Annotated in this window: 25 protein-coding genes; 11 read left to right on the top strand and 14 right to left on the bottom strand. The window is 47.5% G+C overall.

Annotation, left to right across the window (positions count from 1 at the left end):
* Positions 1-30: 30 nt before the first annotated feature.
* The 5 genes from QEZ41_RS00335 to QEZ41_RS00315 form a co-directional block, all read right to left on the bottom strand.
* The gene (locus tag QEZ41_RS00335; RefSeq protein WP_289409702.1) at positions 31-900 is read right to left on the bottom strand and encodes an ABC transporter permease subunit; all 870 of its coding nucleotides are present in this window, start codon (positions 898-900) and stop codon (positions 31-33) included.
* A 12-nt stretch (positions 901-912) separates the two neighbouring features.
* A complete protein-coding gene (locus QEZ41_RS00330; protein ID WP_289409701.1) occupies positions 913-1,788 on the bottom strand; it encodes an ABC transporter permease subunit in 876 nt (291 codons plus the stop codon).
* 26 nt (positions 1,789-1,814) lie between these two features.
* Positions 1,815-2,969 carry an ABC transporter ATP-binding protein gene (locus tag QEZ41_RS00325; protein ID WP_289409311.1) on the bottom strand — a complete coding sequence of 385 codons (1,155 nt, stop codon included), beginning with the start codon at positions 2,967-2,969 and terminating at the stop codon, positions 1,815-1,817.
* 64 nt (positions 2,970-3,033) lie between these two features.
* Positions 3,034-4,104, bottom strand: coding sequence for a polyamine ABC transporter substrate-binding protein (locus QEZ41_RS00320; protein ID WP_434556773.1), 1,071 nt, complete (start codon positions 4,102-4,104; stop codon positions 3,034-3,036).
* Positions 4,105-4,195: 91 nt separating this feature from the next.
* Positions 4,196-5,254, bottom strand: coding sequence for a polyamine ABC transporter substrate-binding protein (locus QEZ41_RS00315; RefSeq protein WP_289409700.1), 1,059 nt, complete (start codon positions 5,252-5,254; stop codon positions 4,196-4,198).
* Positions 5,255-6,200: 946 nt separating this feature from the next.
* Between QEZ41_RS00315 and QEZ41_RS00305 the strand changes: the two genes are divergently transcribed.
* Positions 6,201-6,671 carry a c-type cytochrome gene (locus tag QEZ41_RS00305; protein WP_289409308.1) on the top strand — a complete coding sequence of 157 codons (471 nt, stop codon included), beginning with the start codon at positions 6,201-6,203 and terminating at the stop codon, positions 6,669-6,671.
* Positions 6,672-6,721: 50 nt separating this feature from the next.
* Here QEZ41_RS00305 and QEZ41_RS00300 read toward each other — a convergent pair whose 3' ends face one another.
* From QEZ41_RS00300 to QEZ41_RS00290, 3 genes are all read right to left on the bottom strand, one after another.
* Positions 6,722-7,411, bottom strand: a complete 690-nt coding sequence (locus QEZ41_RS00300) for a cytochrome b/b6 domain-containing protein (RefSeq protein WP_289409307.1) — start codon at positions 7,409-7,411, stop codon at positions 6,722-6,724.
* A gap of 34 nt (positions 7,412-7,445) precedes the next feature.
* Positions 7,446-8,591, bottom strand: a complete 1,146-nt coding sequence (locus QEZ41_RS00295) for a PilT/PilU family type 4a pilus ATPase (RefSeq protein WP_289409304.1) — start codon at positions 8,589-8,591, stop codon at positions 7,446-7,448.
* A 64-nt stretch (positions 8,592-8,655) separates the two neighbouring features.
* A complete protein-coding gene (locus QEZ41_RS00290; RefSeq protein ID WP_289409303.1) occupies positions 8,656-9,690 on the bottom strand; it encodes a type IV pilus twitching motility protein PilT in 1,035 nt (344 codons plus the stop codon).
* Between the two features lie 66 nt (positions 9,691-9,756).
* Here QEZ41_RS00290 and QEZ41_RS00285 point away from each other — a divergent pair, with 66 nt between their 5' ends.
* From QEZ41_RS00285 to QEZ41_RS00240, 10 genes are all read left to right on the top strand, one after another.
* Entirely contained in the window at positions 9,757-10,443 is a 687-nt protein-coding gene (locus QEZ41_RS00285; protein WP_289409301.1) for a YggS family pyridoxal phosphate-dependent enzyme, read from the top strand.
* Positions 10,444-10,450: 7 nt separating this feature from the next.
* A complete protein-coding gene (proC, locus tag QEZ41_RS00280; RefSeq protein ID WP_289409299.1) occupies positions 10,451-11,263 on the top strand; it encodes a pyrroline-5-carboxylate reductase in 813 nt (270 codons plus the stop codon).
* A gap of 10 nt (positions 11,264-11,273) precedes the next feature.
* Complete coding sequence (locus QEZ41_RS00275; RefSeq protein WP_289409297.1) at positions 11,274-11,879, top strand: YggT family protein; 606 nt, start codon at positions 11,274-11,276, stop codon at positions 11,877-11,879.
* Entirely contained in the window at positions 11,876-12,163 is a 288-nt protein-coding gene (locus QEZ41_RS00270; protein WP_289409295.1) for a DUF167 family protein, read from the top strand. Before QEZ41_RS00275 ends, QEZ41_RS00270 begins: the two co-directional genes overlap by 4 nt.
* An 86-nt stretch (positions 12,164-12,249) precedes the next feature.
* Positions 12,250-13,389 carry a homoserine O-succinyltransferase MetX gene (gene metX / locus QEZ41_RS00265; protein ID WP_289409294.1) on the top strand — a complete coding sequence of 380 codons (1,140 nt, stop codon included), beginning with the start codon at positions 12,250-12,252 and terminating at the stop codon, positions 13,387-13,389.
* Positions 13,390-13,396: 7 nt separating this feature from the next.
* Entirely contained in the window at positions 13,397-14,005 is a 609-nt protein-coding gene (metW, locus tag QEZ41_RS00260) for a methionine biosynthesis protein MetW (protein ID WP_289409292.1), read from the top strand.
* 14 nt (positions 14,006-14,019) lie between these two features.
* A complete protein-coding gene (locus tag QEZ41_RS00255; RefSeq protein WP_289409290.1) occupies positions 14,020-14,439 on the top strand; it encodes a DUF4426 domain-containing protein in 420 nt (139 codons plus the stop codon).
* Complete coding sequence (gene rdgB, locus QEZ41_RS00250; protein WP_289409288.1) at positions 14,436-15,020, top strand: RdgB/HAM1 family non-canonical purine NTP pyrophosphatase; 585 nt, start codon at positions 14,436-14,438, stop codon at positions 15,018-15,020. Before QEZ41_RS00255 ends, rdgB begins: the two co-directional genes overlap by 4 nt.
* Complete coding sequence (hemW, locus tag QEZ41_RS00245) at positions 15,017-16,198, top strand: radical SAM family heme chaperone HemW (protein ID WP_289409287.1); 1,182 nt, start codon at positions 15,017-15,019, stop codon at positions 16,196-16,198. Before rdgB ends, hemW begins: the two co-directional genes overlap by 4 nt.
* Positions 16,199-16,207: 9 nt before the next feature.
* Positions 16,208-16,531 carry a DUF3392 domain-containing protein gene (locus tag QEZ41_RS00240; RefSeq protein ID WP_289409284.1) on the top strand — a complete coding sequence of 108 codons (324 nt, stop codon included), beginning with the start codon at positions 16,208-16,210 and terminating at the stop codon, positions 16,529-16,531.
* Between the two features lie 4 nt (positions 16,532-16,535).
* Here the strand turns inward: QEZ41_RS00240 and QEZ41_RS00235 are convergent, their stop codons facing one another.
* The 6 genes from QEZ41_RS00235 to sodB form a co-directional block, all read right to left on the bottom strand.
* Complete coding sequence (locus tag QEZ41_RS00235; protein ID WP_289409282.1) at positions 16,536-18,098, bottom strand: sensor domain-containing diguanylate cyclase; 1,563 nt, start codon at positions 18,096-18,098, stop codon at positions 16,536-16,538.
* 61 nt (positions 18,099-18,159) lie between these two features.
* Entirely contained in the window at positions 18,160-18,858 is a 699-nt protein-coding gene (gene trmB / locus QEZ41_RS00230; RefSeq protein ID WP_289409281.1) for a tRNA (guanosine(46)-N7)-methyltransferase TrmB, read from the bottom strand.
* A gap of 5 nt (positions 18,859-18,863) precedes the next feature.
* The gene (locus tag QEZ41_RS00225; RefSeq protein WP_289409280.1) at positions 18,864-19,655 is read right to left on the bottom strand and encodes a thiazole synthase; all 792 of its coding nucleotides are present in this window, start codon (positions 19,653-19,655) and stop codon (positions 18,864-18,866) included.
* Between the two features lie 55 nt (positions 19,656-19,710).
* Positions 19,711-19,911 carry a sulfur carrier protein ThiS gene (gene thiS / locus QEZ41_RS00220; protein ID WP_289409279.1) on the bottom strand — a complete coding sequence of 67 codons (201 nt, stop codon included), beginning with the start codon at positions 19,909-19,911 and terminating at the stop codon, positions 19,711-19,713.
* An 82-nt stretch (positions 19,912-19,993) separates the two neighbouring features.
* Complete coding sequence (locus QEZ41_RS00215; protein WP_289409278.1) at positions 19,994-21,985, bottom strand: putative bifunctional diguanylate cyclase/phosphodiesterase; 1,992 nt, start codon at positions 21,983-21,985, stop codon at positions 19,994-19,996.
* 335 nt (positions 21,986-22,320) lie between these two features.
* On the bottom strand, positions 22,321-22,902 hold the full coding sequence (sodB, locus tag QEZ41_RS00210) for a superoxide dismutase [Fe] (RefSeq protein WP_289409277.1): 582 nt from the start codon (positions 22,900-22,902) through the stop codon (positions 22,321-22,323).
* Positions 22,903-23,103 lie beyond the last annotated feature (201 nt).

The raw sequence follows: 23,103 nt of genomic DNA, 5'->3' as shown, positions 1-23,103 counted from the left end.
CAGTATTGCGCGCCCGACTGCCCTATAAGGTTAAACTTCCGGCCCTAAACGTACCGCCGCACTGGCACGCTCCAAAGCCTCCAACTTAGCCACTGACTGCTTGCGCTTTTCTTCGGTACTGCGGGTAAAAAACCAGACCAAGAAGGTTGCCAAGGACACGGCTAACAGAATCAAGCTCGCCACCGCGTTGATTTCAGGCTTAACCCCAAGGCGCACCGCAGAAAATATCTCCATCGGCAAAGTCGTCGAACCTGGCCCTGAAACAAAGCTTGCCAGCACCAAGTCATCCAGCGACAGCGCAAATGCCATCATAAAGCCAGCGGCTAACGAGGGTACAATCATCGGTATGGTGATTAAGAAAAACACCTTCCACGGCTTAGCGCCCAAATCCATCGCGGCTTCTTCCATCGAGCGGTCCAGCTCACGCAAGCGTGATGAAACGATCACGGCCACATAAGCCGTACTGAAGGTGGTGTGCGCAATCCAGATGGTGACCACTCCGCGCTCCATCGGCCAGCCAATCAGCTGCGCCATGGCGACAAACAACAACAATAATGACAGCCCCGTGATCACCTCTGGCATAACCAAGGGTGCGGTCACCATACCGCCAAACAGCGTACGCCCACGGAAGTGCTTGATGCGTGTCAGCACCAGCGCTGCAAGCGTGCCCAAGGCAGTGGCGGCTATCGCGGTATAGGTGGCAATCTCCAAAGAACGCAAGACCGCACTCATCAGCTGCTGGTTATCCAGCAACCCCGCATACCATTTGGTCGACCAGCCGCCCCATACTGTCACTAAGCGTGAAGCGTTAAAGGAATACAGCACCAGCACCAACATCGGCACATAGATAAATAGCAGCCCGACAATCAGCATAAAGCGTGAAAAGCTAAACTTTTTAATAAATCCCATAGGTTAGCCCTCCAACTCTTTGGCCTGTGCTCGGTTAAAGAACACTATGGGAATCAGCAAAATCAGCAGCATGATTACCGCCAAGGCTGATGCCGCAGGCCAGTCACGGTTATTAAAGAACTCTTGCCAGAGCACTTTACCGATCATTAACGTTTCAGGACCGCCTAACAATTCAGGAATCACAAACTCCCCCACTACCGGAATAAACACCAGCATGCAGCCAGTGATAATACCGCCTTTGGATAACGGGAAAGTAATCCTCCAAAAGCTAGTATGACGGCGCGCGCCCAAATCAGCTGCCGCCTCTAACAGTGATTGGTCATGCTTAGCCAGATTGGCATATAGCGGTAACACCATAAACGGCAGGTAGGCATAAACGATGCCGATATAGACGGCAAGGTTGGTATTTAAAATTTGTAAAGGCTCGCTAATCAGCCCAATCCACAGCAAAAAACCATTAAGCAGTCCGTTATTGCTCAGAATACCCATCCAGGCATACACGCGAATCAGCAACGCTGTCCAAGCAGGCATCATCACCAGTAGCAGCCACACCGGACGCATACCGGGACTAGAGCGGGAGATGGCATAAGCCATGGGATAGCCCAGCAGCAAGCACCAAAAGGTACTGATTAAAGCAATTTTGACCGAGCCCAGATACGCTGCGATATACAACTTATCTTCGCTGAGTAGGATGTAATTACCCAAATTCAGCAGGATCGCCAACTTCTCATCCGCCCATTCGACCAAGCTGGTATAGGGTGGAATCGCGATGTCGGCTTCAGCAAAGCTAATTTTTAAAATAATGGCAAACGGCAGCAAGAAAAACAGCAGCATCCACGCAAAGGGAATACCGATGAGCGCATGCTTGCCATTGGGCAGACGCTGTTTTAACCAGTTTAAGGCGCTCATTGCTGGAACACCACGCCGCTATCATCCACCCAATGGACAAACACTTCGTCGTCCCACGTCGGGCGTTTGACGTTACGTTCTGAGTTCGCCATAAAAGCTTGCGCTATTTTGCCCGAGGGCAACTCAACGTAATACACCGAATGCCCACCCAAATAGGCAATGTCATGCACCTTGGCGGTGCACCAGTTGTAGTCTTCGTATTCGAGATCTTCGGGCTTAGTGCTGGAGAGCAACAGTTTTTCCGGACGCAAGGCAAAGGTGACGCGCTTATCTTCCGCACGCGCAGCGATACCATGACCCACGTAAATGGGTATGGGTAATTGCGGGCTGGCAATAATGGCGTGGTCCAACTCATCAACAATAATTTCGCCATCGAACAGATTTACGTTGCCGATAAACTCACACACCATGCGGTTGGCGGGGGTTTCATAAATATCCATCGGACTGCCCACTTGCTCGATCCAGCCTTGGTTCATAATGGCAATGCGCTCAGCCATGGTCATGGCTTCTTCTTGGTCGTGGGTGACCATCACGCAGGTTACGCCCACACGCTCGATAATTTCGACCAACTCCAGCTGCATTTGTGAGCGTAGTTTTTTATCCAAAGCACCCATCGGCTCATCGAGTAATAACAGTTTAGGCCGCTTGGCCAGTGAGCGTGCTAAAGCCACGCGCTGGCGTTGACCACCGGATAAATTATGCGGCTTGCGCTTTGAGTACTTGGTCATGTGTACCAAGCGCAGCATTTCCTCAACCCGCTCTTGGATTTCTTCACGCGGCAAATTATCTTGTTTCAGGCCAAAAGCAATATTTTGCTCCACCGTCATATGCGGGAAAAGTGCATACGACTGAAACATCATATTGATCGGACGCTCATAAGGAGGCATATGGGTAATGTCTACCCCATCAAGAAAGATCCGTCCTTCAGAGGGCGTTTCAAAGCCGGCCAGCATCCTGAGCAAGGTGGACTTACCCGATCCCGACCCGCCCAATAAAGCAAAGATTTCACCCTTATTGATGTTGATACTAACGCTATCAACCGCCACGGTGTCGCCAAAACTTTTACTCACCCGCTCAATACGCACCAGCACATCTTTGGTTTTTTGCATATTGGCTAACGCTTTCTTATAAGCGCCTGAAGGTATTGCCATCGAATTCTCCCAACAAAAAAGCTCAGCCTTACGACTGAGCTATTAACTACAGACCGTTATTAAGTTAACGTCCCGATTTAAAACGAGTCCAAGCACGGGTTTTAATCCGCTGCACATTAGCGGGTAAAGGCTCGGACACAAAGAGTTTGTCTAGCACGTCCTGATCTGGATAGACTGCGGGGTTATTGCGAACTTCTTCGTCCATCAGCTCATCTGCATGCTTGTTAGGGTTAGCATAGCCCACATAGTCACTGATACCTGCAATCACTTCGGGCTCCAGCAAATAGTTAATAAAGGCATGTGCTTGCTCCACATTGCCGGCATCGGCTGGAATCGCCAACACGTCAAACCACAGATTACCGCCTTCCTTTGGAATGCTGTAGGCAATCTCAACGCCTAACCCTGCTTCTTCTGCGCGGTCAGCAGCTTGCATCACATCGCCAGAAAAACCCGCCGCGACACAGATGTTGCCATTGGCTAGATCCGACACATATTTGGATGAGTGGAAATAGGTCACATAGGGGCGAACTTTCGCCAGCTTCTCTACCGCTTGCTCGTAGTCCTTGGCTTTATGTGAGTTGGGGTTCAACCCCATGTAGTTGAGTACGGCAGGAATCATTTCATCTGCAGCATCCAAAAAAGCCACACCACAGGTGCTCAGCTTCTCCATAGTCTCAGGCTCAAACAAAACGGCCCAAGAATCAATCGTATCCACGCCAAGCACTTCTTTGACCTTGTCGACGTTATAACCAATGCCGTTAGTTCCCCATAAGTAAGGCACGGCGTATTGGTTGCCTGGGTCATTGGTAGCGACTTGCTTCATCAAGTGCTCTTCCAAGTTACTCCAGTTAGGCAATAGGCTGTGATCTAGCTTTTGGAAGACACCAGCTTGCACTTGGCGCGCTAAAAAATGATCCGAGGGCACCACCACATCATAGCCACTCCGACCTGCAAGCAGTTTGCCTTCAAGGGTTTCGTTGGAATCAAATACGTCGTACACCACATGGATACCATGGCGTTCTTTAAAGTCGCTCAGCGCTGTTTCACTGATGTAATCCGACCAGTTATACACATGCACGGTTGATGCACTGGCCACACCGCTAGCAGTCACAGTTAATGCAGTTCCTAACACCACAGATTGAAATAATTTAAGCAATAATACGTCCTCTCTCTTTACTATAGGCTAAGCAGTCTCGCCAATCATGACGAGACTGCAAGGGCACAGACTATTTGCCTGATTTGATTTTGGTCCAGCTACGGGTCATAACGCGCTGGATTTTGGCAGACAAATCCGGGAAGGTGTACAGCTTTTTCAGCATAGCTTCATCCGGATAGATGCCAGGATCGTTGCGGTACAGCTCATCAACTAATGGTGTCGCTGCACTATTAGCATTAGGAAACTGCAAGTAGTTGGTCAAATCCGCCATCACCTGAGGCTGCAACAGGTAGTTTATAAACTCATGCGCTTCTGTGACATTTTTCGCATCGGCAGGAATACCCACCATATCGAAGAATGTGCCAGCACCTTCTTTCGGAATGGTATAGGCAATACGTACGTTACCTGTACCTTCCTCGGCGCGCGCCTTGCTCTGGTAAAGATCGCCAGAATAGCCTACTGCTACACAAATATTGCCATTAGCCAAGTCTGAAATATACTTAGAAGAATGGAAGTAGGTAATGTAAGGACGAATTTTTAATAGCAGGTCTTCTGCTTGCTTTAAGTGCTCTGGATTGTCGCTGTCTGTCGGCAAACCAAGGTAGTGCATGGCTGCAGGGATTATTTCTGTAGGTGAATCAAGCAAAGCTACACCACACTCGTGCAGTTTGCTCACGTACTCCGGATTGAAAACAAAGTCCCAGCTATCCAGCGCTACATCGCCAAGCTCTGCCTTGACCTTGTCCAGGTTATAACCAATGCCAATAGAGCCCCACATGTAAGGAATGGAGTACTGATTACCCGGATCACTCACTTCCAAAGTTTTAAGCAAATCCTTGTTTAGGTTATCCCAAAGAGGTAATTGGCTACGGTCTAGCTTCTGGTAAACACCGGCTTTAATTTGCTTAGCCAAAAACGGGTTAGAGGGCACTACAATGTCATAGCCGGAGTGACCAGACAGTAATTTTGCTTCTAGAACCTCGTTGTTATCGTACACATCAAGCACCACCTTGATCCCACTTTGCTTTTCAAAATTGCTAATAGTGTCTGGAGCAACGTAGTCAGACCAGTGGTATACATGCAGTACGCGCTTTTCGGCGTATACAGTGGTGGCAGCAGCCAAAGTCATAGCGAGGATCGCTAATGGAAAAGTAAATTTTTTCACGCGCACAGCTCCTTTGTAGTCTGTTTAAAGAATCAACCGCTTAGTGAAGGCGGACATTGGGGTGTAATAGCAATGTTTTTACAAACAAGCTTTATTGAGTGTAACGTCTGGCCAAGTAAGGCAACCATTGCCATTGCAATGATTTAATTACATTCAAAAAAACTTATTTACAGACTAGGCATCCATTTCCTTAGTAGCCTAATAGCAGTTAAAGCCCTGCGCTTGGGATTTAATTGGCTGCTTGCATGCCGCTGTAGAGGACAGAGCAATGAGCCGATAAAATTTGCGAAAATCCTAACACAGATAGAAAAAAATGGAACAGCCATGCACATAATTTTTTTATCTCCGCAGCGTTTTAAGGCTCTTCGCATTTAAGGGTGTAGAAAAAAATCTGGCCAGCTGTAAAAATGTCGAGGAACTTGGAAAATGTAAGCTCTTACAAGAGCTGTGCCAAGCAACCGGCTGCGTGCAAACCGCTTTGCTTTACTATGTGATTGTGGGACTGTGGGAGCGCATCTTATGCGCGATGAGCTCCTGTAGATCGCCCCTTTAGGGCGACATGTCAGCCTAAAGGCATAACCTTGTATGTTAGTCAATAAAAAGTAACTGTTTCAGCTATTTGCAGATGAGCGCCACCTCGAAGTGGATTGCACCTAGAACATGTACCAACGGGTGAGCAGCGCCTATAACGAGCCGGATCGAAAGCGTGGTAAAAAACTCATGCAATAGCTCATAAAAATCATTACAGCCAGCCACTTGATAGGTTTGCCCGATATGTGTACCTGAGCAACTATACATAAATAATTATTTTGTATAGTATGGATACAACTTTTCAATCCACTATCTTTTTATCATTGACTCTATTCTACAGTCAATGCGCACTTAACCTAGCCCTAAACAGGAGTATCCTATGAGAAAACTAGTACTGGGCAGCATGTCTGCACTGTTAATAGCCACCAGCCTACAGGCTAACGCACAGCCTGATCCAGAAGAGCAAATTATTTTCCGTAAGGCCGGTTACAGCTTTATGAGCTGGAACATGGGCAAAATCAAAGCCATGGCCATTGATGGCACCATGGCTTGGGATCCTGCTCAGGTTCAGGCTGCAGCTAACAGTATTGCCGCCACGGCCAACTCCGGCATGGGTGCGCTCTTCACCCCAGGCACAGAAAAAAGCATCGGTGACACTAAAACCAACGTACGCCCAGAAATGTTTACCGACATGGAAGGCGTTGGCAAAGTAGCCATGGCATTTAGCAAAGCGGCCAACGAGTTAGCCGAAGTAGCTAAGACCGGCGACAAAGCAGCAATCATCAAGGCATTTGCCGCCACAGGCGATAGCTGCAAAGGCTGCCACGATAAGTACCGCGAAAAGATGTAAGTCTTAGCGCACTATAAAAAAGCCGAACTTCGTGTTCGGCTTTTTTGATCCTACCAAGCAGGGGCAGAAACAGGCGGCGCAGGGGGCGGGGGTTGCCAAGCTCCAGTGGCTAAATATACGCCACCCGCGGCAATCATCAGAGCAACAATGAATGCAATCCAACCACCACCCACCGCGGGTTTTTGCTGTGCATCGGTTTTCTGTGTATCGCCTGTCAACATCGGCTTAACAATACTGTGTTTAAGCACAAACTCATGATAAAGCACGGCCAACACATGCAAACTAATCAAACCAACCAAAACCCAAAGGCCTAGTCGGTGCAAACCCGTGATGTACAAACTATCACTCTTGCTCAGCAAGCGGGATAAGGGTCCGGAAAAAGCAATTTCATCATTGGTAAACAAGCCACTTACAGCTTGCCAGCCCAGCATCAACAGCAAGGCCACCATTGACATAACACCCAGAGGATTATGACCTAAGGTGCGCCAATCTCCTTTTAGATACTGGGGTAGTGCGATAAACGCGCGGAATAAAGCCGGGATGCGCGCATAGGTTGAACCCAGTACCAGCCACGCCAGTCTAAAGCTAAGCAAACCGATAACGGCCAAGCCAATCGTGGCATGCCTATCCATCCATGAACCGCCCTGCAAACCCGTGAAAATTGCTGCAAATACAGCAATGACCAATAACCAGTGAAACAGCCTTAAAGGAGCATCCCAAACCCTAATTTTCGTACTCATTGAACCTCCACCTTTACACAGGTAAAACATACCACTATTGGAAACTAATCCCTGGATTGTCATCTGACAGATCTATCGATAATTTTTTTGCTGCTGGGCTTAGACTCTCCGCAGAGGTTTCTGAGCCGAGCTTAATCATAAGACGCAAATCGTTAGCAGAGTCAGCATGAGCTAGTGCGTCTTCGTAACTGATTTCGCCTTGGGTATACAGCTTGTACAACGCCTGATCAAAGGTCTGCATACCCAGCTCGTTGGAACGCATCATCAACGGCTTGAGCTCGCTGACAGAGCCTTTGCGAATCAAGTCCGCAGCTAAGGGCGTGTTAATCAGCACTTCAATCACCGCACGACGCCCTTTTCCATCCGGAGTAGGGACAAGTTGCTGAGCTACAATAGCTCGCAAGTTAAGCGACAAATCCAACCACACTTGCTGCTGACGGTCTGCAGGGAAAAAGTTAATAATACGGTCCAAAGCTTGGTTGGCGTTGTTGGCGTGCAAAGTCGCCAAACATAGGTGACCTGTTTCAGCAAAGGTTACCGCATACTCCATGGTTTCCCGCGTACGAACCTCACCAATTAAGATAACGTCAGGTGCTTGGCGTAGTGTATTTTTCAGAGCAACCTCAAAGGATTCAGTATCAATCCCCACTTCGCGCTGAGTCACAATGCAGTTTTTATGCTGGTGAATAAACTCAATGGGGTCCTCAATGGAAATAATGTGCCCTGAGCTATTTTCATTGCGAAAACCAACCATTGCCGCTAACGAAGTCGACTTACCTGTACCTGTAGCCCCAACAAAAAGAACCAAGCCGCGCTTAGACATAGAGATCTTCTTCAAAATTTCCGGCAGCCTGAGTTCTTCTAACGTTGGAATTTGTGTAGAGATACGACGCAAAACCATGCCCACTAAGTTGCGCTGGTAAAAAGCACTCGCCCTGAAACGTCCAATACCGCGAGCACTAATAGCGTAGTTACACTCTAACTCTTCAGTAAACTCGCGACGTTGCACCTCGTTCATCGAACCAAATACAATTTCCCGGGCTTGCTCAGGCGTAAGTGGTGACTTGGTAACGTGCATGATTTTGCCATTAATCTTCATCGATGGTGGCACACCTGTGGTAATAAACAGGTCAGACGCTCCTTTTTCCACCATTAAACGCAGTAATTTCTCAAGCTCCATAATTACGCCCTATTCATCTTCATCATTAATTGCTTTAATCAGCCAGTGTTCCAACTCAGTACAGTTAGAAATTCTCTGGAGTCTTGGCCTTTTCGCGCGCGCTTTCACGGGTAATCAAACCTTTGCTCAACAGCGTTTTCAGGTTGCTATCTAATGTCTGCATGCCGATGCTGCCGCCGGTCTGGATAGCCGAGTACATTTGCGCGACTTTATCTTCACGAATAAGGTTACGAATAGCGGGCGTACCGAGCATAATCTCAAAGGCTGCAACACGCCCTCCGCCCACTTTTTTCATCAGGGTTTGTGACACCACGGCCTGCAAGGATTCCGACAACATTGAGCGCACCATAGATTTTTCTTCTGCCGGGAATACGTCTACCACCCGGTCAATGGTTTTTGCTGCAGAGGTGGTGTGCAACGTACCAAAAACTAAGTGCCCCGTTTCCGCCGCTGTCAACGCCAGACGGATGGTTTCTAAGTCACGCATCTCGCCCACAAGAATTACATCAGGGTCTTCACGCAACGCAGAGCGCAATGCTTCACTAAAGCCATGGGTATCACGGTGAACTTCACGCTGGTTAATCAAACATTTCTTCGGTTCATGCACAAACTCAATCGGGTCTTCAATGGTCAAAATGTGCTGAAATTTATTGGCATTTAAATAATCAATTAATGCAGCGAGAGTGGTCGACTTACCCGAACCTGTAGGCCCTGTTACCAAGACTAAACCGCGTGGTACATCAGCGATCTTACGGAACACATCACCTAGACCCAGATCGTCCATGCTAAGCACCTTAGATGGAATGGTTCTAAATACTGCACCGGCACCACGGTTTTGGTTAAATGCGTTAACCCGGAAGCGTGCCACGCCGGGCACTTCAAAGGAGAAGTCCGTTTCCAAAAACTCTTCGAAATCTTTGCGTTGTTTATCATTCATGATGTCATAAATGAGCGAGTGCACCTGTTTGTGTTCGAGTGCGGGCAAATTAATACGACGCACATCACCGTCAACACGTATCATGGGCGGCAATCCCGCAGATAAGTGCAAGTCTGACGCACCGTTCTTTGCACTAAAGGCCAGCAGTTCGGTAATATCCATGAATCCCCCAAATTCTTCGGCAGACAGTTAGAGTTGCCAATATAAACAATCAGTCTTACTTAAATTATGTCTACAATAACAGATAACATTAATAAATTGCGTAATCAGATACGCTCTGCTGCGGCTACCTATCAGCGCTCAGCTGACGGCATAAAAATATTAGCAGTAAGCAAAACTCACTCAGCATCAGCCATTGCTCAGGCCCATGAGGCTGGCTTGTTCGATATAGGTGAAAACTATCTACAAGAAGCATTAGAAAAACAAGCGCAACTCACGCATTTGCCACTTACTTGGCATTTTTTGGGCCCGGTTCAATCGAACAAAACCAAAGCCATTGCCGAGAATTTCACTTGGGTGCATACGGTAGATCGGTTAAAAGTTGCCCAACGGCTTTCTGCACAACGCCCTGCCCACCTGCCGCCCCTTAACATTTGCGTGCAAGTTAACATTAGCCAAGAAGCAACTAAGTCTGGCTGCGCCATTGACGAACTCACAGAGCTTGCCTCTGCAATACAGAATTTAGACAATGTGACACTGCGCGGGCTGATGATCATTCCGCAGCCTAGTACTGACTTTACTGAACAACGGGCCGCATTCAGGCAGACCAATCTATTGATGCAGGAACTTAATCAGCAACTTGGTTTGCAATTGGATACCCTATCTATGGGCATGAGCGATGACTTAGAAGCCGCTATTGCTGAAGGTGCAACCTGCATCCGCATTGGCACAGCTATTTTTGGGCAAAGGAATTAATCCAACCATGAACAAAATCACTTTTATTGGCGCAGGCAATATGGCCAGCAGCCTGATCGGCGGTTTATTAGCTCAGGGTACGCCTGCAGCGCATATTTGCGCCAGCGAACCCAGCGCTGAGCGCCGCGCACAGATCGCGCAACAATTTAACATTCAAACCTTTGCTGACAACCAACAGGCTTGTGCGGGTGCCGATATTATTATTTTGGCAGTTAAACCACAGATTATGCGCCAAGTCTGTGAGTCTCTTGCACAGCAGTTGACGGCGCAGCAACTCATTATTTCAATTGCCGCCGGTATCACCACAGCCAGTTTAGCGCAATGGCTGCAACACCAAAGCATTGTCCGCTGCATGCCCAACACACCGGCATTAGTGCAACAGGGTATTAGCGGGTTATTTGCCGCTGAGGCGGTAAGCACAGCTCAAAAACAAGCCGCCGAACACATTCTAAACTCCGTAGGTGCTTCAGTGTGGCTATCTGAAGAGCAGCAAATAGATGCGGTGACTGCTGTTTCTGGCAGTGGTCCGGCTTATTTCTTCTTGTTAGTTGAAGCCATGGTAGAAGCTGGGGTTAAATTAGGCCTTAATGAACATACCGCTAAACAGTTGGCGCAACAAACGGCTTTAGGTGCCGCGCGCATGCTATGCGAAAGCCCGCTCTCTGCAGCCGAGTTACGCCAACAAGTAACCTCGCCACAGGGCACCACTGAGGCAGCTATTCGCCGCTTCCAAGCTGCAGGCTTTGAGTCTATTGTATCCTTGGCACTTGCAGCGGCAGCGCAACGTTCGGCTGAGCTAGCACAGCAATTTACTGATTAAGAAGGTCTCTATGTCTGCACTTAACGAAGCATTTATCTACATCTTACAAACCCTAGGACAGCTCTATATTTTTGTGGTGTTGCTCAGATTTATTTTGCAACTGGTACGTGCTGACTTCTACAACCCTATTAGCCAGTTTGTAGTGAAGGTCACGCAACCTTTGCTAACACCTTTGCGTAAAATTATTCCCGGCGTTGCGGGTCTGGATTTAGCCGCTTTGGCATTGGCTTTTTTTGTGCATATGGCGTTAGCCATTGCAGTACTTATGTTAGCAGGCGCGCCCGCGCTCGATATTCTGTTGCGTTTAGCTATTTGGGTTTTGATAAGCCTGAGCGCATTGTTTATGAAAATCTTCTTTTTCGCCTTAATTATCAGCATTATTTTATCCTGGGTAGCACCCAGCAGCTTTAATCCTGCTGCTCAGCTGATACACCAAGTGTGCCAACCCGTTTTAGCTCCTATCCGCCGAATGTTGCCGGACTTGGGCGGTATTGATATCTCGCCCATTTTTGCCTTTATCGCACTCAACCTTTTTGATCGCTTTGTGATCGAAGCGGTGGCGAAAAGTACTGGATTAGTCGGCCCAATACGCACCCTTATTAGCCCGTTTCTATGACACAATACGCACGCTGGGATAATCAAGACTTAATCTTAGCCTGCCATATCCAGCCAGGTGCTAAGAAAAGTGAGCTGGCTGGCGTACATGGCGAACGCTTGAAAATTCGACTGCAAGCCCCACCTGTAGAGGGCAAAGCCAATAGCGAGCTGGTACGCTTTTTAAGCAAGCTGTTTGCCGTCAGTAAACAGGCAATCACCATTGAAAGTGGCGAGCTAAGTCGGCAAAAACGCGTTCGCATTATTAATCCGGTAAACTATCCCGCTGAACTTGATCTAGGGTAGCTGTGAAACAACGTCAGTTCCACGGCATTATTCGCAGAACACCCCCAGCCAAGAAGTCAGCCTAAATTAAGCTAATGGAGTACTAGGTGGCCCTCGTTTTTTCTGAAAACTCAGTAGGGCTGGTCAGCCCTAAAGTGGCACGCTTTGATCAGCCGTTAGCCTTGGCCTGTGGCCGGCAACTGAATGAATACGAAATTATTTATGAAACCTATGGCGAGCTGAATGAGCAGCGCAGCAATGCGGTGCTGATTTGTCATGCGTTATCGGGACACCATCACGCAGCGGGTTACCACAGCGTTGAGGATCGTAAACCGGGCTGGTGGGACACCTGTATCGGCCCGGGCAAAGCCATAGATACCAACAAATTCTTCGTCGTCAGTTTAAATAATCTTGGCGGCTGTAATGGCTCTACTGGCCCTGGCAGTCGTAACCCGGAAACCGGAAAAATCTACGGTGCTGATTTTCCTATGGTAACGGTAGAAGACTGGGTTCACAGTCAAGCTCGCTTAGCAGACAGGCTGGGCATTGAACAGTGGGCCGCTGTTGTGGGTGGAAGCCTTGGTGGTATGCAAGCACTGCAGTGGAGTATCAGCTACCCAGAGCGCATCCGCCATTGCGTTGCGATTGCAGCAGCGCCCAAACTATCCGCGCAAAACATTGCCTTTAATGAGGTGGCGCGCCAAGCCATTCTTAGTGACCCTGATTTTTTAGATGGCTTCTTTATTGAACATGGCACCACCCCTAAACGCGGTTTAAAACTTGCGCGCATGGTCGGTCATATTACCTATCTATCCGACGATTCCATGGGCACTAAATTTGGTCGCGAATTAAAAACCTCTCAGCTGAACTTTGATGTGAATAATGTTGAGTTTCAGGTCGAAAGTTATTTACGTTATCAAGGTGAAGAATTTTCCGGCCGTTTCGATGCCAACACCTATTTAATCATGACCAAGGCCTTAGATTATTTTGACCCGGCAGCTGTGCATGATGGGAATTTAGCCAAAACATTTGCCCACGCACAAGCCAGTTTTTATCTGATTTCCTTTACTACCGACTGGCGCTTTTCCCCAGCACGCTCTAAGGAAATTGCCGATGCACTCATTGCAGCCAAAAAAAATGTTGTTTCTGTAGAAATAGACGCACCCCAAGGGCATGACGCATTTTTAATGCCCATTGCCCGCTATTTACAAGCCTTTAGCAGTTATATGAACCGTATTGAGATTTAAACAAGCTATGAGAGCAGATTTAGAAATTATTCAACAATGGATTCCCGAGAACAGCCATGTGTTAGACCTAGGCTGTGGTGACGGTGAGCTGCTAGCTTGGTTAAAAGAGCATAAAAACGTCTCGGGTTATGGGCTGGAAATTGACGCCGACAAAATCAATACCTGTATTGAAAAAGGCGTCAATGTTATTGAACAAGACCTCGACAAGGGCTTGAGCAATTTTGCCAATAATAGTTTTGATGTAGTGGTCATGACACAAGCACTGCAGGTGGTACATTACCCCGACAAAATCCTGCAAGAAATGCTACGTGTGGGTCGCACCTGTATTATTACTTTCCCTAATTTTGGACACTGGCGTTGTCGTTGGTATCTTGCAACCAAAGGGCGTATGCCGGTGTCTGATTTTATGCCATACACTTGGTACAACACGCCCAACATACATTTTTGCACCTTTAAGGACTTTGAGGCGCTCTGTCATGAAATGCAGATGCAAGTGCTTGATCGACTTGCCGTAGATAGACTACACCGTAACAATTTAGGTAGTCGCTTATGGCCGAATATGTTGGGTGAAATCGGCATTTATCGAGTGGCTCGAAATGTCGTTAAACTGGCTTAACTGAGGAAATCCCCATGCGTAAACTATTCTTTCTGTGCTTTGCTTTACTCTTAAGCAATCCACTGTTCGCTGAGCAAAAATACAACTCTGGTGATCTTGATATTCACTACATTGTGTTTAATTCAAGCTTTATGCAGCCTGAGGTCGCTAAAGCCACTAATCTTGAGCGCAGTAAAAATGTCGCCGTGTTGAATATTTCTTTGGTGCGCGCAGGGCAAGGTGAAAAAGGCCAAGTAACAGGCACGCTAACTAATTTGTTAGGTCAAATCCAGCCACTCAAATTTAAAGAAATCGATGAGGGCGTTGCCGTTTACTACATTGCCCAGTTCCCCATTGATAGCCGTGAGCTGCTGAAATTCGATATTCAGGTTACTGACGGGCAACAAAAACCACACCAAATAAAATTCAACCAAGAAGTCTTTCCTGATTTATGAAAACCCTCGTCTTAGCCAGTCATAACCAAGGCAAACTTAAAGAACTACAGGCGATGCTAGGGGCGCACTTTAAAGTGCGCTCCGTCAGCGAATTTAGTCAGCAAGAACCTGAAGAAACCGGCTTATCCTTTATTGAAAACGCTATTCTCAAGGCCCGTCATGCCGCCAAAGTATCCGGCTTTCCGGCCTTGGCTGATGATTCTGGTCTGGCGGTAGATTACCTACAGGGCGCTCCCGGCATTCGTTCTGCCCGCTACTCTGGACAAAATAACGATGCGGCCAACAATCAACAGCTATTAACCGCTTTAGCTGGCGTACCTGATGAGCAACGTGGCGCACAGTTTGTGTGCGCGCTGGCGTTGGTGCAGCATGCTGATGATCCGCTGCCGATTGTATGTGAGGGTTTTTGGCAGGGCAGAATTTTGCATGCCCCACAGGGTGAACATGGATTTGGCTATGACCCGCTCTTTTTTGTTGCTGAACAAAACTGCAGCAGCGCCGAACTTGATGCGTCCACCAAAAACAAACTCAGCCATCGCGCTCAAGCTATGCACAAGTTGCGCCAACGTCTGGGCTTATGAGTCAACTAATCAGTACTGACAGTACAAGGCTCCCCTTTGCGGACTTACCGCCACTGTCTCTTTATGTGCATATCCCATGGTGCGTGCGTAAATGCCCTTATTGCGACTTCAATTCCCACACAACACCCACACGACTGCCTGAAAACGCCTACGTCGATTCACTCCTAAGCGATCTACAGCTAGAGCTGGAACATATCGTTGTCCGTCCATTAAGCTCCATTTTTATTGGCGGCGGCACACCCAGCCTATTCTCTGCTACTGCCTTTGCCCGCCTATTAGCTGGCATCCAAGATGTGCTGCCTTGGCAAGATGCTATAGAAATCACCTTAGAAGCCAATCCCGGAACCTTTGAGCAAGCCAAGTTTGCCGCCTATCGCCAACTGGGTATTAATCGCCTATCCATCGGCGTCCAAAGCTTTAATGACCAACACCTGACGCAACTGGGTCGTCTGCATAATGCCAACGAAGCACAACAAGCCGTGGCAATAGCGCAGCGTGCTGGCTTTACCAACATTAATTTAGACCTGATGCATGGTTTGCCCGGACAAGATCTGACACAAGCACTGGCAGATTTAACCTGCGCCATAGAGCTGCAACCTAACCATATTTCTTGGTATCAACTGACCATCGAACCCAACACCGTATTTTGGAATCAACCGCCAGTACTGCCAGAAGATGACAGCCTGTGGGATATTCAACAAGCTGGGCAAGCACTGTTAGCAGAACAGGGTTTTATACAGTATGAAGTGTCTGCATACGCCAAGCCAAACAAGCAAGCGCAACATAACCTCAATTACTGGCAGTTTGGCGACTATATCGGCATAGGTGCTGGTGCCCATGGCAAAATCAGCTCGCTTGATGGGCGTATTCTACGCTATTGGAAAACGCGCCAGCCTAACGATTATTTAAACAATCAACGCCGTGCCGGAGAGCAACTACTTAACAACTCTGAACTACCCTTTGAGTTTTTAATGAATGCATTACGCTTGTCCCAAGGTGTACCCAGTCAACTATTTACTCAACGCACCGGGCTACCCTTAAATCTGTTGCTCGAGAGCTGGGAACAAGCACAAAGCAAGGGCTTAATGCTTTCCAACCCACGGCGGCTTGCCGCCACCGAGCAAGGCGCATTATTTTTAAATGATCTGTTACAGATCTTTTTGACGTCTTCGAACTAAGGACTTTATATGGATATGATTACTGACTTCGTTTTGCTGCTATCTAAGTGGTGCCGCACTCATTTAAGCGATATCTCTTTGGCGTTAATGGCGGCTTTTTTAGTGTTAGTAGGTCCGGCAATCAACCGCTGGTTAAAACGCACTATTGGTCATTTAAACTTTGCTTTGCGCACGCTTATTTTTATTTTGGTCTGTGCATTTGGGTTTGGATTAGCAATGATTTTCCTTACCCCTTGGCTCGCCAAAGGCTTGGCGCAGTTTAACAATTACACCCTTGCCCCGGCTTTATTGCTTATTTTTATCTTGATAGGTGTGTTTGCGGATCGCAATTAAACATTTAACTGTCGCTGCAACATACCTGATTTCGCCCTAGGTTCTTGGCTCGATAAAGCCTTTTGTCAGCGATTCTTAATATTTCTTGCGGAGTCTTATTATGCTCAGGCCACGCAGCTACGCCCAGCGAAATAGTAACTGAACCCACATCTGTGAAGCTATGTTCCATCACGGCAGCACGCAAACGCTCAGCAACTCTGACAGCCAACTCAAGCTTGCAGTGAGTCATGAGAATTAAAAACTCCTCTCCACCCAAGCGGATGCATACATCATTCTCACGGGAGCTGTCCAAAACTATAGCTGAAAGCTCTCTGAGCACCTGATCACCTGCCGCATGACCATAGTTATCGTTTACTTTCTTAAAATGGTCAATATCAAAAGTGATGGCACAAAATGAAGTGTTGGTAATCAGGAAAGTGTCGAGCACCTGCTCAAGTAAGCGGCGATTATTTAAACCAGTTAATGGGTCGATATCCGCATCATGCTGTAGCTTATCGACTTTATCGTGAATGTTTTCCAGTCCCAACAAAAATGCCTGTTTTAATTGCTGCGCCTCATAATACCAAGCGTTTAAATTCTCCACTTTTTCGATCGTACTGCGTAAAGTCATTTTTTTAACGTTACGCGCCAGCACCTTCAGCGGCTTAGAGATAAGTCCAGAAAAAATCCAAATCACCACCAGCATGGCAAAGTTCATCGGCATGCTGGTGAGCATTATTTTTTGCATAAGTCCTTCATGGGCATCCAGCACCGCCTTTGTTGGTCGTTGTGAAACCAAGCCCCAGCCAGCAACAGGCACATAGGCGTAGCCGGCTAGCATTTCCACGCCTACACTATTGACCACCACTTGATGTCCCGGTATGCCTTTGAGTACCGTGTCCAACATCGGATTAGTGTAGGTAGGTATACCAAGACGCTTTTTTTCTGGGTGATACAGGAGGCGTTTTTGCCGATCAATGATGTACACATAGGAGCCGTCTTTTTGATAGTGCTCACCAATAATGCGCGACAACAAATTGTTATGTTTAAGGTAGACGTTGCCTGCTAAATAACCAACAAACTGACCATCCGCCGTATATATAGGCGCCGTCAAAGTCACCAGTAAATTATCCAGCTGAGAAATAAAAGGCTCACTAACCCAAGCCACTCGCATGGTTAGGGCTTGCTGATGACCTAAGCCTAGCAACTTGCGCCCAGTTAATTGTGAGATATTATTTGAGGCAGCTAACACCAAACCCTCGCTGCTGGCCACATGCATGGAGTTAAACAAGCTGCTTTGCTCCGACAACCCAAGCAAATCCTGCTGCACCTGTTTAGCATCACTCCAACTTTTAGCCATAGAACGCGCGCTAAGTATCAATTCTTGCTGCGCATTTTCAATCGTTATCTGAAGCATTTGCGCCAGTTTGGTGGCGTATCCTTCATTGTGCTGCAAGGTATTATCGATTAATGATTGCTTTTGCACCTTTGCACTAGCAATAAACATATTAATCACAGCCAGCAGTGTGCTTAATAAGACTAATCCGACAATCAACAGCCTTAAATTACTCTTAGCCAGCCATTTCATACCAACTCCTTGAGCAAATAAACACTTAATTGCTCAGACTACATCCCTGTTAGTTTAATGTTTAACCTGTTATTTTAGTAAATTTTAAATCCCAAACTCCGTGCCCTAAACGCGTTCCGCGCTTTTCAAACTTTGTCACCGGACGTTCTGCTGGGCGTGCTACCCAGGTATTATCCACTGATAAGTTTTTATACCCCGGCGCCGCATTCATCACCTCAAGCATGTGTTCAGCATAAGGCTCCCAGTCCGTCGCCATATGCAAAACCCCGCCCTGTTTCAGTTTTTTATGCACTAAAGCAGCGAAAGCAGGTTGCACGATACGACGCTTATGATGACGACTTTTATGCCATGGATCCGGGAAAAACAGCAACACACGGTCGAGGCTTTCATCGGCAACACATTGATTTAATACCTCAATGGCATCACAGCTGTAAATACGCACATTGTCTACTGCATCGGTGAGCATGCCACTTAACAGGGCACCCACACCCGGACGATGCACCTCAACACCAATAAAGTCTTGTTCAGGCGCTTCTTTTGCCATTTGCAGCAGCGACTGCCCCATGCCAAAACCTATTTCTAAGGTCAGCGGTGCTTGACGACCAAAAACCTTTTGCGGTTGTAACACGCCTTCTTCTAGCCGTAAGCCATAGCGCGGCAAACCCTGTTCGAGACCGCGCTCTTGTCCAGGGGTCATACGCCCTGCGCGCATCACATAGCTTTTAATTTCACGTCTTTGCGTGACGTCCTGATTGTTCATAGGTGTTAAATTAAATCCGTTAAGGGGGATGACGCGCTGGCATACAGACGTTTTGGCATACGACCAGCCAGGTAAGCCTGACGACCCGCAATCACTGCATGGCGCATGGCCTCGGCCATCAATATCGGCTGCTGCGCAAGTGCAATAGCGCTATTCATCAACACAGCTGCACAACCCATTTCCATTGCAATAGTGGCGTCTGACGCTGTACCCACACCGGCATCGACTAATACAGGAACTGTGGCTTCTTCTAAAATGATGCGCAGATTGTAAGGATTACAAATACCTAAACCACTGCCGATCAAACCAGCCAAAGGCATCACTGCAATGCAGCCAACTGCCTCTAGCTCGCGAGCAATGATGGGATCATCACTGGTATAAACCATGACATCAAAACCTTCATCCACCAGCACACGTGCCGCTTTTAACGTTTCTACTACGTTGGGAAAAAGTGTTTTGTCGTCAGCCAAAATCTCCAACTTAACCAGATTATGGCCATCCAGAAGCTCACGCGCCAAACGACAGGTGCGCACTGCATCCTCAGCGTCATAGCAGCCGGCTGTATTGGGCAAGATGCAGTATTTATCAGGACTGATTACATCTAGCAAATTAGGCTCGTTAGCATGTTGGCCAATGTTAGTGCGGCGTACAGCTACGGTAACAATTTGCGCACCTGAGGCTTCAATAGCTAGGCGCGTCTCTTCTAAGTCTTTGTATTTACCCGTGCCCACAAGCAACCGGGAGTCGAAGGTTCTTCCAGCAATAGTAAAATTTTGCTGTGTATTCGTGCTGTGCATTAGCTGTTTCTCTTTTGTGGCGGTAGGAATGTCGCTAGGGACGTTTTATCTGGCTTTAGCCGCCACCAATCGCATGTACGATCTCGACTTTATCACCCGCTTGGAGCACATGCTGCTCATGCTGGCTGCGCGGCACTATTGCCAAATTAACCTCAACAGCCAAGCGTTTTCCCGTCAGTTCTAGCTGCTCTAGAAGCTGCGCAAGGGTTAGCTGTTGTGGCAGAGGATATGCTTTACCGTTTAACTGAATATGCATTGCAAGAAACCAAAAAATACGTTTTCAGCGCTTTGCTGCGTAATCGCGGGCTTAACGCTACAGGTAGATTATGCAGCAGTTTTTACCTGCGGGCTAGTGCATAGTCCTTTAACAGCTGACCAATAATCAGAGGAGATGCTGGCTTGCTGTAATAATAACCTTGGCCTTCATCGCATCCTAAACTGACCACAAAGTCTTCCATTTCTTTGGTTTCAATCCCTTCAGCCAATACTTTTAGCCCTAAACTATGCCCTAGCTGAATGATAGCACGCACTATGGTGGCATCATCCTCACTGGTTAAGGCATCCTGCACAAAACTGCGGTCAATTTTAATTTTATCCAGCGGCATACTTTTCAAGTAGCTTAATGAAGAGTAACCCGTACCAAAGTCATCGATGGCAATGCTGACGGCAATATTTCTTAGTGCCTGTAGATTGCGCTTGGCTGCATTTACGTCCTGCATCAGGCTCGTCTCAGTCACCTCGACCTCTAAGCTACCTGCCGGCAACTGGTGCACCTCAAGCAAGCGCGCCACCTGCACTGCCAAACTCGTATGATGAAGCTGCACGGTGGACAGGTTTACCGCTACCTTAAAGCCCTGCATGTTTTCTTCTTTCAGCCAGGTTGTCAGCTGCTGGCATACCTGCTCCAGCACCCATCCACCAATAGCAACAATGCTGCCACTTTGCTCAGCCAGTGGGATAAAAGTATCGGGTGCAATCCAACCAAACTCAGGGTGCTGCCAGCGCAACAGGGCTTCTGCGCCAAAAAACTTGCCCGTGCTGTAACAAATTTGTGGCTGGTACACCACATTCATCTGTCCTTTGCCGATTGCTTCTTTTAAGTCGTTTTCCAGCTGCCGACGCTTACGCATTTCTCGGTCAATACTGGCAATGTAAAACTGATAGCGATTACGTGAGCCAGACTTAGCGAGCATCATGGTTTGCTCAGCTTTTTGTATAAGATTTTCCGCATCTTCGGCATCATCCGGATACAGCGCAATACCTATGGTGGCGCTTAAGCATATTTTCACCTCTCCGATCTCAGCGCTAGGCGCTATGACAAAAGGAAGTTCTAAGGCTTTAAGAATTTTTTGCGCTAAAGACGCGGATTGGTAAGGATGCTCAACATCAGCCTGCAGCGCGACAAACTGATCGCCACCCAGCCGGGAAAAAAGCTTTATATCATCAGCAAAGTGCGTTGCAATGCGCTGAGCAAAAGCATTTAGAAGCCAATCACCTGTTTGGTACGTATAGCGCTCGTTGACACCCTTAAAACCATCCAAGCCGACGCACATAATGGCTACAGAGTTATTGGCTGACTCCGCATGTAGCAGGGCTTTCTCAAGATATAACTGTAACTCCTGCCTGTTTGGTAAGCCCGTTAAATAATCAATCTGTGATAACCGCATCAGGTTACTTTCAGCTTCGTGGCGCAAGTATGTGTTGCGCTCAATCGAGGCAAAGAGCTGGTTGGTTTTTTGAATCCAAACACCCAACTCATTATTTTCATGGCCCTTGATCGGTTTAAGCTTGCTTTGACTGGGTCGATCCGGATTGATATTGGAAATATTTTCCATCATATCGGCTAAGGGTTTGGTGAGCAGGGCGCGATAAATCAGATGGAACACTAACGCCAGTAGCAGTGCACGCAAAACGCCCGAGATAAATACTATCACCGCCTCTTGGACAAAGACGCCACCGTAAGGCGCTGTATCGATAACAATCTCTATTCTACCGTAGTACTCCAGCTGATCGTCTTGCTGCCCTTCAAGCGCTAGAGTAAATATTTGTTGTGGGGCAAAAATAGGGTCGGTGATGAATCGATATACCCCCTGCTGCAAAGGGCGTTCTTGTTCAGCTAAAGCCATCTCTTGCGGGTGACCAATGGTGACTTTACGAATCGCCTCATGCTGTAGCAAACCTTTAACTACCTGACCCGCCATTTCCGCGTCCAGGTTATAAAGCGCTTGCCGCGCGGGCTCTGCAAACATAGTTAAAGTGCGTTGCCCATCGCGCTCAATAGTTTCACGCGCATGAGCAGCGGCATAAACCACCTGTAAAACACTCAGCACAATTCCCACTGCTAACGCAGTAAAAAAAGTCCAGTACAATAAATTTAGCGATAAGCTTTGACTACGTTGTTTTATTTTCATCTAGCTAATTTGCCAGTTTATTAGGGAAGCCTTGGGAGTGTAATTATCGCTAGTGATGCTCAAGCAGCGAGGCATACGAAGTAAAATGTATTAAGACGCTAGCACTTGATTATGCCGCCTTAAGGACAGGCTGAATAATGTTGGCACGACAGTCAGGAACAGCGTAAACCAGCCTCACAGAAAGAATATACCTTATAAAGCAAAAAAGCCCAGTGTATTAACACTGGGCTTTTGGCTAAGCAATGCGTTAACGCTTAGTTTTCAAAGTTTGCCGCCACGAAATCCCAGTTAACAAGATTCCAGAAAGCTTCAACATACTTAGGGCGTGCGTTACGGTAGTCGATGTAGTAGGCGTGTTCCCACACATCACAGGTCAGCAACGCTTTGTCTGCTGTAGTCAGCGGGCAGCCAGCACCGATAGTGCTGCTTAACGCTACGCTACCGTCAGCTTTTTTAACCAACCAAGCCCAACCAGAACCGAACGTGCCAATTGCAGTTTTGGTAAATTCTTCTTTGAATTTTTCAAAAGAACCAAAGGCTTTGTTAATCGCCTCAGCTAATGCGCCTGTTGGCTCGCCACCACCGTTGGGTGATAAGCAGTTCCAATAGAAGGTGTGGTTCCAAACCTGTGCAGCGTTATTAAACACACCGCCAGATGAGGTTTTGATGATCTCTTCTAAGCTTTTGCCCTCAAACTCTGTTCCTGGAATTAGGTTATTTAGGTTAACCACGTAAGCGTTGTGGTGTTTACCGTGGTGGTAATCCAGAGTTTCTGCAGAAATATGCGGTTCCAGTGCATTTTGTGCATAGGGTAAAGCGGGTAATTCAAAAGCCATAATTTTTCTCCAATAACATCAGACAAGGCAAAATGCAGGCTAAACACACTTCACTTGAGCGGTACGTTCGCCTGCTTATAAATGAGAATGATAACACTTTTGCGGTGACCACGCATCCTAGGCTACGGCTAAAGTATCCAACAGCTGCTTGCCATACACGCTAACAAAAGCCATTCTGGTTAGCGCTCGAACGGCTTTTTG

The organism is Thiopseudomonas acetoxidans (assembly GCF_030362935.1).
Classification (GTDB): domain Bacteria; phylum Pseudomonadota; class Gammaproteobacteria; order Pseudomonadales; family Pseudomonadaceae; genus Thiopseudomonas; species Thiopseudomonas acetoxidans.
Note: the sequence above shows the minus strand (reverse complement) of the source record. Positions and strands in the feature narration are given on the sequence as shown.

Excerpts from the sequence above, each read along its gene's own strand:
- rdgB (WP_289409288.1), top strand. The coding sequence starts at position 14,436 with ATGAAAACCCTCGTCTTAGCCAGTCATAACCAAGGCAAACTTAAAGAA.
- QEZ41_RS00270 (WP_289409295.1), top strand. The coding sequence starts at position 11,876 with ATGACACAATACGCACGCTGGGATAATCAAGACTTAATCTTAGCCTGC.
- QEZ41_RS00225 (WP_289409280.1), bottom strand. The coding sequence starts at position 19,655 with ATGCACAGCACGAATACACAGCAAAATTTTACTATTGCTGGAAGAACC.
- metW (WP_289409292.1), top strand. The coding sequence starts at position 13,397 with ATGAGAGCAGATTTAGAAATTATTCAACAATGGATTCCCGAGAACAGC.
- sodB (WP_289409277.1), bottom strand. The coding sequence starts at position 22,902 with ATGGCTTTTGAATTACCCGCTTTACCCTATGCACAAAATGCACTGGAA.
- QEZ41_RS00290 (WP_289409303.1), bottom strand. The coding sequence starts at position 9,690 with ATGGATATTACCGAACTGCTGGCCTTTAGTGCAAAGAACGGTGCGTCA.
- thiS (WP_289409279.1), bottom strand. The coding sequence starts at position 19,911 with ATGCATATTCAGTTAAACGGTAAAGCATATCCTCTGCCACAACAGCTA.
- QEZ41_RS00275 (WP_289409297.1), top strand. The coding sequence starts at position 11,274 with ATGTCTGCACTTAACGAAGCATTTATCTACATCTTACAAACCCTAGGA.
- QEZ41_RS00325 (WP_289409311.1), bottom strand. The coding sequence starts at position 2,969 with ATGGCAATACCTTCAGGCGCTTATAAGAAAGCGTTAGCCAATATGCAA.
- proC (WP_289409299.1), top strand. The coding sequence starts at position 10,451 with ATGAACAAAATCACTTTTATTGGCGCAGGCAATATGGCCAGCAGCCTG.
- QEZ41_RS00285 (WP_289409301.1), top strand. The coding sequence starts at position 9,757 with ATGTCTACAATAACAGATAACATTAATAAATTGCGTAATCAGATACGC.
- QEZ41_RS00235 (WP_289409282.1), bottom strand. The coding sequence starts at position 18,098 with ATGAAATGGCTGGCTAAGAGTAATTTAAGGCTGTTGATTGTCGGATTA.
- QEZ41_RS00295 (WP_289409304.1), bottom strand. The coding sequence starts at position 8,591 with ATGGAGCTTGAGAAATTACTGCGTTTAATGGTGGAAAAAGGAGCGTCT.
- QEZ41_RS00315 (WP_289409700.1), bottom strand. The coding sequence starts at position 5,254 with ATGACTTTGGCTGCTGCCACCACTGTATACGCCGAAAAGCGCGTACTG.
- QEZ41_RS00240 (WP_289409284.1), top strand. The coding sequence starts at position 16,208 with ATGGATATGATTACTGACTTCGTTTTGCTGCTATCTAAGTGGTGCCGC.
- QEZ41_RS00305 (WP_289409308.1), top strand. The coding sequence starts at position 6,201 with ATGAGAAAACTAGTACTGGGCAGCATGTCTGCACTGTTAATAGCCACC.
- trmB (WP_289409281.1), bottom strand. The coding sequence starts at position 18,858 with ATGAACAATCAGGACGTCACGCAAAGACGTGAAATTAAAAGCTATGTG.
- hemW (WP_289409287.1), top strand. The coding sequence starts at position 15,017 with ATGAGTCAACTAATCAGTACTGACAGTACAAGGCTCCCCTTTGCGGAC.
- QEZ41_RS00255 (WP_289409290.1), top strand. The coding sequence starts at position 14,020 with ATGCGTAAACTATTCTTTCTGTGCTTTGCTTTACTCTTAAGCAATCCA.
- QEZ41_RS00300 (WP_289409307.1), bottom strand. The coding sequence starts at position 7,411 with ATGAGTACGAAAATTAGGGTTTGGGATGCTCCTTTAAGGCTGTTTCAC.